The 11,025-nt window shown below is 73.4% G+C and carries 6 protein-coding genes; 5 read left to right on the top strand and 1 reads right to left on the bottom strand.

Going from position 1 to position 11,025, the window contains the following annotated elements; translation table 11 throughout:
• Positions 1-151 precede the first annotated feature (151 nt).
• Positions 152-3,385, top strand: a complete 3,234-nt coding sequence (locus MF406_RS18555; protein ID WP_242898053.1) for a carboxypeptidase-like regulatory domain-containing protein — start codon at positions 152-154, stop codon at positions 3,383-3,385.
• 52 nt (positions 3,386-3,437) lie between these two features.
• Entirely contained in the window at positions 3,438-5,852 is a 2,415-nt protein-coding gene (locus MF406_RS18550) for a phosphoketolase (protein ID WP_242898052.1), read from the top strand.
• A 4-nt stretch (positions 5,853-5,856) separates the two neighbouring features.
• Here MF406_RS18550 and MF406_RS18545 read toward each other — a convergent pair whose 3' ends face one another.
• Entirely contained in the window at positions 5,857-6,990 is a 1,134-nt protein-coding gene (locus MF406_RS18545) for an acetate/propionate family kinase (RefSeq protein ID WP_242898051.1), read from the bottom strand.
• 47 nt (positions 6,991-7,037) lie between these two features.
• On the opposite strand from MF406_RS18545, the gene MF406_RS18540 reads away from it, so the two are divergent.
• The 3 genes from MF406_RS18540 to purM all read left to right on the top strand — a co-directional run bounded on the left by MF406_RS18540 (position 7,038) and on the right by purM (position 11,024).
• The gene (locus MF406_RS18540) at positions 7,038-8,387 is read left to right on the top strand and encodes a dipeptidase (RefSeq protein ID WP_242898050.1); all 1,350 of its coding nucleotides are present in this window, start codon (positions 7,038-7,040) and stop codon (positions 8,385-8,387) included.
• A 106-nt stretch (positions 8,388-8,493) separates the two neighbouring features.
• Positions 8,494-9,954 carry an amidophosphoribosyltransferase gene (gene purF / locus MF406_RS18535; protein ID WP_242898049.1) on the top strand — a complete coding sequence of 487 codons (1,461 nt, stop codon included), beginning with the start codon at positions 8,494-8,496 and terminating at the stop codon, positions 9,952-9,954.
• 8 nt (positions 9,955-9,962) lie between these two features.
• On the top strand, positions 9,963-11,024 hold the full coding sequence (gene purM / locus MF406_RS18530) for a phosphoribosylformylglycinamidine cyclo-ligase (protein ID WP_242898048.1): 1,062 nt from the start codon (positions 9,963-9,965) through the stop codon (positions 11,022-11,024).
• Position 11,025: the final 1 nt, after the last annotated feature.

Below are 11,025 nucleotides of genomic sequence, written 5' to 3'. Positions count from 1 at the left end.
GCGGCGCCGTCCAGCCGGACGACCCCGCGGTCCGGGTCGTAGAAGCGCTCGCCGAGGGCAAGCAGCGTCGACTTGCCACCACGCGCAGGCGATCGCGGCCGACGCCTGCCTCGGGCCGGGCGAGCCGCGCGGCGTCCTCGTCCCGGGGACGGTGTGCGAGTGGGTCGAGGGTCTCGACCCCTTCGAGCTCGAGGTGCCCGAGGCAGGGTCCTACACGGTCACGGCCCGCACCACGGACCGGGCGTTCGCACCGATCCTGGGGATCCCGGTCAACATCGCGCCCGGCGCCACGGCCGTGCAGAACCTCGAGTTCGTGCGGCTGGGGCAGGTGCACGTCCTGCCCCAGGCGCTCGACGCGACGGGGAGGCCCCAGCCCTTCGACGGCGCCACCGTGACGATCGCACGTCTGCAGGGCGGCTCGGTCGGTGACCCGGTCGCGGGCGAGGTGCGCGGGGACGAGGTCCACTTCGTCGGGCTGACGGCCGGCAGCTACCGGATCCACGCCCGGGCGAGCGGTCTGCGTGACGACACCACCGACATCGTCGTGGCCGACAACCAGGTCGTGGTCGCCCACGTCACCCTCGGGACCACACCGGACCAGTTCACCGCCAGGGTCGTCACCGACGGCAACCAGGCGGTCGAGGGGGCCCGGGTCGAGGTCACCGCCCCCGGCGGCTTCGCCGGCACGTCGCCGGAGCAGGTCACCGTCGCGGCGACCACAGAGGCGGGCGACCGCACCGACGGGTGCGTGGTCTTCCACGCACCGGGCAGCCCGGTCTTCGGCGAGGGCGTCTGCGACGCGTCGTACGCACCCGGCTCGGCGACCCCTGCGGACTTCGCGTCGCCGTGGGCCCGACGGATCCACGTCACCGCACCGGGCTACGACGACCTCGTCCTCGACGACCAGCGGATGCGGTCGGTCGCGACGCTCACGCTGGCGCCGACGGCGGTGGAGCTCACCTCGACCCTCACCGCGGAGGGGACGCCGCCGCCGTACCGGGACGTCGAGGTCGGCGTCACCTCGACGACGACGACCACGACCACGATCAAGGTCACCGCCGACGACGACGGCAACCTGCTGTGGAACGACAGCCGCTACCCGGCCGGCATGGTCCGGCCCGGGACCTACACCTTGACGGCCCGCGCCGACGGCTACGTCAGCGACCCCGTCACCTTCACGTGCGAACCGTCGGTCCCGTGCTCACCGCCCGGCCCGGTGCTCCGCCAGCTCGGCTCGCTGACCGTCAGCGCGGTCGACGCGGCCGGCGGCACCCAGACCGACGTCGACGGCGTCATCGTCACCCTCCGCAAGGGCGGACAGGTCGTCGGGACCCGGAGCTCGGCCACCGACGGCAACAGCGTCACCTTCCCCTCCCTGCTCCCCGGCGCGGACGACTACACCGTTCGGGTCCAGGCGGCCGGCTACGACTTCGACGCGGTGACCCTGGTCTGCTCCGTGCCCGAGAGGCCCGACCGGGACTCGATCGAGGTCGTCCCGGGCGAGGAGACGGTGTGCGACGCCCGGCTCCGGCGGTTGGCGACCGTCGAGGGCACGGTCGGCGGAGTGCTCGCCGCGGCCGCCGAGGCCGGACCGGTCCAGCTGCTGGCGAACGCCAGGGTCACCATCACCCAGTGCACGGACTGGTCGGAGGAGTCCGGCACCCCGGCGTACTGCACCGCCTTCTCGCCGCGGCGGTTCAGCACGACGTCCGGGCCGAACGGCGAGTTCGAGCTCACGGGGACCGCGCAGTCCGAGGGCCTCGACGCCGGCGTGTGGCTGGTGAGCGCCGAGCAGCAGGGCTGGAGCGCCAGGCTGCCCGCGGGCGCGCCGACCGGGGCGCGGGCCGGGACCGTGGTGCTCATCGAGGCGTCGGACCTCGGCGGGGTCGTCGACGCCGACCTGCGGCTGCACGTCGTCCCGGTCGACTACGAGGTCACGGTGCAGGACCAGTACGGCGAGCCGCTCGGCGGCGTGACGGTGCGGCTGCTGCGCGGGACCACGACGGCGGCGACCGCGGAGGAGGACGAGGAGCGTGAGGGCGTCTACCGCTTCGACGACGCCATCCCCGGCACCTACACCCTCGAGGTCACGGGGAACGGGACGGTCCGGTCCACCGCGCAGGTGACGATCCTGGTCGGCGACGCCGACCAGGACCACCTGATGCCGGTCAGCCGAGCGGTCAACACCGTGAGCGGCACCGTCGTGTCGGCCGACGCGCCCTCGGGCGTCGCCGGGGTCGCCGTCACGATCCACGCCTGCCCCGCGACCGGCGAGTGCTCCGATGCCGTGGCGAGGGGCACCACCGGTGACGAGCTGAGGCGGACGACGGCGGGCAACGGGAGCTTCGACTTCCGCACCGTCCCCGACGGGGTCTACGAGGTGCGCTTCCACAAGCGGGGGTACGTCGCCGCGACCGGCGGTCCCTACACGCTCGACCACACCGTCGGTGCGCTGCCCTCGCTGTCGGTCAACCTCGCCCGCATCCTGCGCAACGTCCAGGTGACGCTGGCGTCGCAGCCGGCCGGCACCAGCCTCGACGGCGCGGAGGTCCGGCTCGTCCCGACGGAGCCGGGCGGGAGCACCCTCGGCCCGCAGACGGTCGCGGCCGGCACCACGTCGTTCGTCCAGGTGCCCTACGGCTGCTGGGACGTCGAGGTCGCGCTGCCCGCCGGGCACCACGGCGACGTGTCCGTGCCGGCCGCTCCGGCGGACCACCCGGACGAGAGCTGCAGCGGCGACGTCGTCGTCGCCACCCCCACCGGCGGCGCCGGCAGCGGCAACCGCCTCGCCGCCTCGGTCCGGGTCGCCGAGACGGAGGTGACGCTGCGGGTCACGGCGCAGCCGCTCACCGGCCACACCGGGCCAACCTCCGCCACGGTGACGGTCTCGGGGGTGACCCTCTCCGACGACGAGGTCGCGGTCGGCAGCGACGAGCGCCTGGTGGTCTACCTCGCCCCCGGCGACTACGACGTCCGCGCCACCGCGACCGGACTCGGTGCGGCGGCGCCGTTCTGGCCGCCGAGCGCGACCGTCGAGGTCGGGGTCGAGGACGACCCGGAGGACGTCGCGCTGAGCTTGGAGGAGGTCCCCGGGGTGGTGACGGTCTCCACCGTCCTCCAGGGCACCAGCACCGCGGTGCCGGCCGAGCTCACCCTGGAGCCCGGCACGGGGCAGGGCGCCGCGGTGCCGGCGGCGTACGCCGACGGCGTCGACAGCGACGGGGAGCAGGACCTCACCCTGCCCTCGGGGGAGTGGCTGATCACCGCCACGACCCCTGACGGACGCACCCGCACGGTCACCGTGGACGTGGACGAGCTGGAGGTCGACGTCTCGATCGCGCTCCCGGCCCCGGTCGAGGAGCCGGAGGAGCAGGAGGACCCCTGACGTCGCGGCCCAGGGGGTGATATCCGGGCGCGGATCGGGGAACGTAGGAGGCATGACCGCGCTGGACGACGCCGAGGTCGGCCGCCTGGACCTGTGGTTCCGGGCCGCCAACTACCTATCGGTCGGGCAGATCTACCTGCTCGACAACCCCCTGCTCGAGCGGGAGCTCGAGCCCGACGACATCAAGCCGCGGCTGCTGGGCCACTGGGGCACCACCCCGGGGCTCAACCTCGTCTACACCCACCTCAACCGGCTGGTCCGCGAGCGCGACGTCGACGCGATCTTCCTCGCCGGGCCGGGCCACGGCGGTCCGGCGGCGGTGGCCAACGCCTGGCTCGAAGGCACCTACTCCGAGGTCTATCCCGCGGTCTCCTACGACCGCGAGGGGATGCGCCGCCTGTTCCGGCAGTTCTCGTTCCCCGGCGGGGTGCCGAGCCACGTCGCACCCGAGACGCCGGGCTCGATCCACGAGGGCGGCGAGCTCGGCTACGTCCTCTCCCACGCCTACGGCGCCGCGTTCGACAACCCCGACCTGCTCGTGGCGGCGGTCGTCGGCGACGGCGAGTTCGAGACCGGGCCGCTCGCGGCGTCGTGGCACTCCAACAAGTTCGTCGACCCCGCGCGCGACGGGGCGGTGCTGCCGATCCTCCACCTCAACGGCTACAAGATCGCCAACCCGACGGTGCCGGCGCGGATCCCGCGCGAGGAGCTGCTGAGCCTGCTCCGCGGGTACGGGCACGAGGTGCTGACCGTCGAGGGCGACGACCCGGCCGACGTGCACCGGCAGCTCGCCGCCGCGATGGACGCCGCGCACGACCGGATCCGTGAGATCCAGGACGCGGCGCGCGCCGGCGGCTCCGCGGAGTGGCGGCCGTGGCCGATGATCCTGCTGGTCACCCCCAAGGGCTGGACCGGCCCCCGCACCGTCGACGGCAAGCAGGTGGAGGGCACCTGGCGGGCCCACCAGGTGCCGCTCGCGGGCACCCGCGACAACGACGAGCACCGGGCACAGCTCCAGCAGTGGCTGGAGTCCTACCGTCCCCGCGAGCTCTTCGACGACGACGGCAGACCGGTCGCGGCGCTCCGCGAGCTGGCCCCGGCCGGCGACCGGCGGATGAGCGCGAACCCGCACGCGAACGGCGGTCTGCTGGTCCGGCCGCTGCGGATGGGCGACTGGCGCGACCACGCGGTCGACGTCGAGGGCCCGGGGGAGGGGACGCACGAGGCCACCCGGGTCCTCGGCCGGTTCCTGGTCGACGTCGTGCGCGACAACCCCGACAACTTCCGGATCTTCGGGCCCGACGAGACGGCGTCCAACCGGCTCGACGCCGTCTACGAGGTCACCGACAAGGTGTTCGCCGGCGAGATCCGTGACGTCGACGAGCACCTCGGCCGCCACGGCCGGGTCGTCGAGATCCTCTCCGAGCACACCTGCCAGGGCTGGGCCGAGGGCTACAACCTCACCGGCCGGCACGCCCTGTTCAGCTGCTACGAGGCGTTCATCCACATCGTCGACTCGATGGTCAACCAGCACGCGAAGTGGCTCAAGGTCACCCGCGGCCTCGACTGGCGGCCGCGGGTGCCGAGCCTCAACTACCTGCTCTCCTCCCACGTCTGGCGGCAGGACCACAACGGCTTCTCCCACCAGGACCCCGGCTTCATCGACCACGTCGTCAACAAGAAGGCCGAGATCGTCCGCGTCTACCTCCCGCCGGACACCAACACGCTGCTGTCGACCATGCACCACTGCCTGGCGAGCGAGCACTACATCAACGTGGTCGTTGCGGGGAAGCAGCCGTCGTTCGACTGGCTCGACGTCGACGCCGCCGACCGCCACTGCGCACGCGGGCTGGGCATCTGGGACTGGGCGAGCAACGACGACGGCGGCGACCCCGACGTCGTGATCGCGTGCGCCGGGGACATCCCGACGCTGGAGGCGCTCGCCGCCACGTCGATCCTCCGCGAGCGGCTGCCGGAGCTGAAGGTGCGGTTCGTCAACGTCGTCGACCTGATGCGGCTGCAGGACGACACCGAGCACCCACACGGGCTGGCGCACCGCGAGTTCGACGCGCTCTTCACGACCGACAAGCCGGTGATCTTCGCCTACCACGGCTACCCGTGGCTGATCCACCGGCTGACCTACCGGCGCACCAACCACGTCAACATCCACGTGCGCGGCTACAAGGAGGAGGGCACCACCACCACGCCGTTCGACATGGTGATGCTCAACGACCTCGACCGGTTCCACCTGGTGATGGACGTCGTCGACCGGGTGCCGGGGCTGGGCCAGCGCGCGGCGCTGCTGCGGCAGGAGATGGTCGACGTCCGCTACGCCGCCCGCCAGCACACGCGGACGCACGGTGACGACCACCCGCTGGTCACCGGGTGGACGTGGAACGGCTCCACCGGCGACCGGGTGCGGGCCAACGCCGCCAACGTCGGCTCCGACACCAGCGCGGACTTCTGAGGCGTCACCCGAGCAGCGCCACGACGTCGCGGGCGATCGCGAGCTCCTCGTTGGTCGGGACGACCAAGACGGCGACGGCGGACCGGTCGGCCGACACCACGACCGGCCCGTCGGGCCCGGCGCACGCCTCGTTGCGCGCCGGGTCGAGGACCACGCCGAGCGGCTCGAGGCCGGCGAGCGCGTCGCGCCGCACGACGGGTACGTTCTCCCCGACCCCGGCGGTGAACGTGACCGCGTCGGCGCCGCCGAGGACGGCGAGGTACGCGCCGACGTACTTCCGGATCCGCCGGCAGTAGACGTCCCAGGCGAGGCACACGTCGGGGTCGCCCTCCCCGAGCCGGCGGACCAGGTCGCGCACGTCGTGGCCGCCGGCGAGCCCCTCGAGGCCGCTGCGGTGGTGGAGCAGGTCCTCGAGCCCGTCGACGTCGAGGTCGCCGTGGCGGAGCAGGTGGAGGAGCACCCCCGCGTCGATGTCGCCCGGTCGGGTGCCCATCACCAGCCCCTCGAGCGGGGTCAGCCCCATCGACGTGTCGACCGGCCGGCCGCCGCTGATCGCCGCGGCCGACGCCCCGTTGCCGAGGTGGAGCACCACCTGGTCGAGCTCGTCCAGGTCGCGGTCGAGGGCCCGGGCGACCTCGCCCGCGACGTACCCGTGGCTGATGCCGTGGGCGCCGTAGCGCCGGATCCCCTCGGCCGCCGCCACGTCGCGGTCGATGGCGTAGGTTGCGGCGGCCGGCGGCAGGTCGGCGAAGAACCCGGTGTCGAACACGGCGACCTGCGGCAGGTCGTCGTACGTCGCGAGCGCGGCGCGGATGCCGGCCAGCGCGGGCGGGTTGTGGAGCGGGGCGAGCCGGACGAGGTGCTCGATCGTCGCCACCACCTCGTCGTCGACCAGCGTCGGGTCGCGGAGCCGGTCGCCGCCATGCACCACCCGGTGGCCGACGGCGACCAGGTCGTCGCGGCCGATGCCGGCGGCCTCGACGGACTCCTGCATCGCGGCGAGCGCCGCCTCGAACCCGCCGGACTCGTCGACCCGCTCGAGGTGGTCGGAGACCCGCACCTCCCCCGACGCCGGGTCGACCACCTGGAACTTCAGCGAGGACGACCCCGCGTTCAGGACGAGCACGAGGTCGGTCACGCTCCCACGGTAGGAGGCGTCGCGGCGGGGCGGCTAGGTTGACGGGCATGACGCTGTCGACCGACGAAGTCCGCGCCCGCGTGCAGGCCCTGCTGCCGGGCGTCCGCAGTGACCTGGAGGACCTGGTCCGGATCCAGTCCGTGAGCGCCGACCCCGAACGGCTCGACGAGGTGGAGCGCAGCGCCGAGCTGACCGCCGCGCTGTTTCGCGCCGAGGGCGTCGACGCCCGCATCGTCCGCGCCTTCGACGGCGCGCCGCCGGCGGTGGTCGGCGAGAAGCGCGGGCCGGAGGGCGCCCCGACGGTGCTGCTCTACGCCCACCACGACGTGCAGCCCGAGAACGACCCCGCCGACTGGGACAGCCCGCCGTGGGAGCCGACCGAGCGCGACGGCCGCCTCTACGGCCGCGGCGCCGCCGACGACAAGGCCGGGATCATGGCCCACGTCGCCGCGCTGCGGGTGTGGGGCGACGACCTGCCGGTCACGGTGCGGGTGTTCGTCGAGGGCGAGGAGGAGGTCGCCAGCGCGACCCTGCCGCAGCTCCTCGAGAAGTACCAGGACGACCTGCGCGCCGACGTCATCGTGATCGCCGACTCCGGCAACTGGGACATCGGCGTGCCCGCGCTGACCACCAGCCTGCGCGGGCTGGTGCGCGTCGACGTCGAGGTCCGCACGCTCACCCACGCCGTCCACTCGGGCATGTGGGGCGGGCTGGCGCCCGACGCGATCATGGCGATGACCCGGCTGCTGAGCACGCTGTGGACCGAGGACGGGACGCCCGCCGTCGCCGGGCTCGTCAGCGGCCCGGCCGCCGACGTCGACTACCCGGAGGAGCGCCTCCGCGCCGAGTCGGGCGCGGTCGAGGGGCTGAGCTGGGTCGGCGAGGGCTCGGCGGTCGAGCGGCTGTGGACCCGACCGGCGATCACCGTCACCGGCTTCGACGCGCCCAAGGTGGCCGGTGCCTCCAACACGCTGGTGCCCTCGGCCAGGGCCCGGGTCACCGTGCGGATCGCGCCGGGCGACACCAGCGAGAACGCCGTGCGCTGCCTGCAGGAGCACCTCGAGAAGCACGTCCCCTGGGGCGCGCAGCTCTCGACGACCCTCGTCGACACGGGCGAGCCGATCGCGCTGGAGACCAGCGGGCCGGCCTACGACGCCGCGCGGACGGCGTTCACCGACGCCTGGGACGGCACCACCCCGGTCGACATGGGCGTCGGCGGCTCGATCCCGTTCATCGCCGAGTTCCTGGAGACGTTCCCCGAGGCCAGCGTGCTCGTCACCGGCGTCGAGGACCCCGACACCCGTGCCCACGGCCCCAACGAGGGACTCCACCTCGCGGAGTTCGAGCGGGTGCTCGTCGCCGAGGCGCTCCTCCTGGGCAACCTGACCGTCGAGTAGGTACTTCCTCAGGGTCGAGGGGGCACTTCCTCGTCGGTGAGTCGGGCCTTCCGGCCGTCGGACCGAGGATTCTTCGTCGCCGACGACGGCCGTTAGACTCGCCGACGTGTGCGGCGTATTCGGCGTCTGGGCGCCCGGTGAGGACGTCGCGAAGCTGACCTACTTCGGGCTCTACGCCCTCCAGCACCGCGGGCAGGAGTCCGCGGGCATCTCGGTCAGCAACGGTCGGCAGATCCTCGTCTACAAGGACATGGGCCTGGTCTCGCAGGTGTTCGACGAGAACACCCTCGAGTCCTTCGCCGGCCACCTCGCGGTCGGGCACTGCCGCTACTCCACGACCGGCGCCAGCACCTGGGAGAACGCGCAGCCGACGTTCCGTCCCACCGGGGCCGGCTCGATCGCCCTCGGTCACAACGGCAACCTCATCAACACCGCCGACCTCGCCGAGCTGGTGCGTGACCTGCCGAGCGACGAGGGCGAGCTCGAGCTGCCGATCCGCGACCTCGAGGCCGCCACCAACGACACCAGCATCGTCACCGCGCTCCTGGCCCAACACCCCGACCAGTCGCTCGAGAGCCGCGCGCTCGAGGTGCTGCCGCAGGTCAGCGGTGCGTTCGCCTTCGTGTTCATGAACGAGGACACGCTCTACGCCGCCCGCGACCCCGAGGGCGTGCGCCCGCTGGTGCTCGGCCGGCTCGAGCGGGGCTGGGTCGTCGCCAGCGAGGACTCCGCGCTCGCCACCATCGGCGCGAGCGCCGTCCGCGAGGTCGAGCCCGGCGAGCTGCTCGTCATCGACGAGGGCGGCCTGCGCTCCTACAAGTTCGCCGAGCCGCGCCGCCGCGGCTGCGTGTTCGAGTACGTCTACCTCGCCCGGCCGGACGCCACGATCGCCGGTCGCAGCGTCCACGAGGCGCGGGTCGAGATGGGCCGGCGGCTGGCGCGGGAGTTCCCGGTCGAGGCCGACCTGGTGATTCCCGTCCCCGAGTCGGGTACGCCGGCCGCCTCCGGCTACGCCCAGGAGAGCGGCATCCCGTTCGGCCAGGGCTTCGTCAAGAACGCCTACGTCGGCCGCACCTTCATCCAGCCCAGCCAGTCGCTGCGCCAGCTCGGCATCCGACTCAAGCTCAACGCGCTCGAGCACATGATCCGCGGCAAGCGGGTCGTGGTCGTCGACGACTCGATCGTGCGCGGCAACACCCAGCGCGCCCAGGTGCGGATGCTCCGCGAGGCGGGCGCCACCGAGGTGCACGTCCGGATCTCCTCCCCGCCGGTCAAGTGGCCCTGCTTCTACGGCATCGACTTCGCCACCCGCGCCGAGCTGATCGCCAACGGCCTCGAGGTCGACGAGATCGCGGCCAGCGTCGGCGCCGACAGCCTCGGCTACATCTCCCTCGACGGCATGGTCGAGGCGACCGGCCAGCCGGCCGGCAACCTGTGCACGGCGTGCTTCACCGGCGAGTACCCGATCCCGCTCCCCGACGAGAGCCGGCTCGGCAAGCACCTGCTGGAGGCGACCCTCGTGCCGAACACGCACGGCGAGTCGCTGCCCGTCTACAACAACCCCTGAGGAGCTCCGTGCGCCCCAACGCCTACGCCCGCGCCGGTGTCGACATCGAGGCCGCGGACCGTGCGGTCGACCTGATGGAGGAGTGGGTCGAGAAGGCGCGCCGACCCGAGATGGTCGGCGGGCTCGGAGGCTTCGCCGGGCTGTTCGACGCGAGCGCGCTCACGTCGTACCGCCGGCCGCTGCTGGCCACCTCGACCGACGGTGTCGGCACGAAGGTCGCGATCGCGCAGGCGATGGACAAGCACGACACGATCGGGTTCGACCTGGTCGGCATGGTCGTCGACGACCTGGTCGTCTGCGGCGCCGAGCCGCTGTTCATGACCGACTACATCGCCACCGGCAGGGTCGTGCCCGAGCGGATCGCCGCGATCGTCAAGGGCATCGCCGAGGCGTGCGTCGAGGCCGGCTGCGCGCTGGTGGGCGGCGAGACCGCCGAGCACCCCGGGCTGCTCGGGGAGGACGAGTACGACGTCGCCGGCGCCACGACCGGCGTGGTCGAGGCCGACGCACTGCTCGGCGCCGCCCGGGTCGAGGCCGGCGACGTGGTGGTCGCGATGGCGTCGAGCGGCCTGCACTCCAACGGCTACTCCCTCGCGCGGCACGTGCTGCTCAGCGAGGCCGGGTGGGCGCTCGACCGGCACGTCGACGAGCTCGGGCGCACGCTCGGCGAGGAGCTGCTCGAGCCGACCGTCATCTACGCCAAGGCCGGCCTCGAGCTGGCCCGGGAGACCGACACCCACGCGATGGCCCACGTCACCGGTGGCGGCCTGGCCGCGAACCTGGCCCGGGTGATGCCGAAGGAGCTGCGGGCGACCCTCGACCGCACCACCTGGGCCCCGCCGCCGGTCTTCGACGTCGTCCGCACGGTCGGTGCCGTCGAGCAGGCCGACCTGGAGGCCACGCTCAACTGCGGCGTCGGCATGGTCGCCCTCACCGCCCCCGACGCGGTCGACGACGCGCTCGCCCGGCTGCGCGACCACGGCATCACCGGCTGGGTGGCCGGCGAGGTCGACGCCGACCCCGAGCAGGCCGGCACCGTGCGGCTGGTCGGCCAGCACCCCGGCTGGTGAC

Source organism: Georgenia sp. TF02-10 (genome assembly GCF_022759505.1).
GTDB lineage: Bacteria > Actinomycetota > Actinomycetes > Actinomycetales > Actinomycetaceae > TF02-10.
The sequence above is the reverse complement of the archived record's forward strand: the minus strand, read 5'-3'. Positions and strand labels throughout refer to the sequence as shown.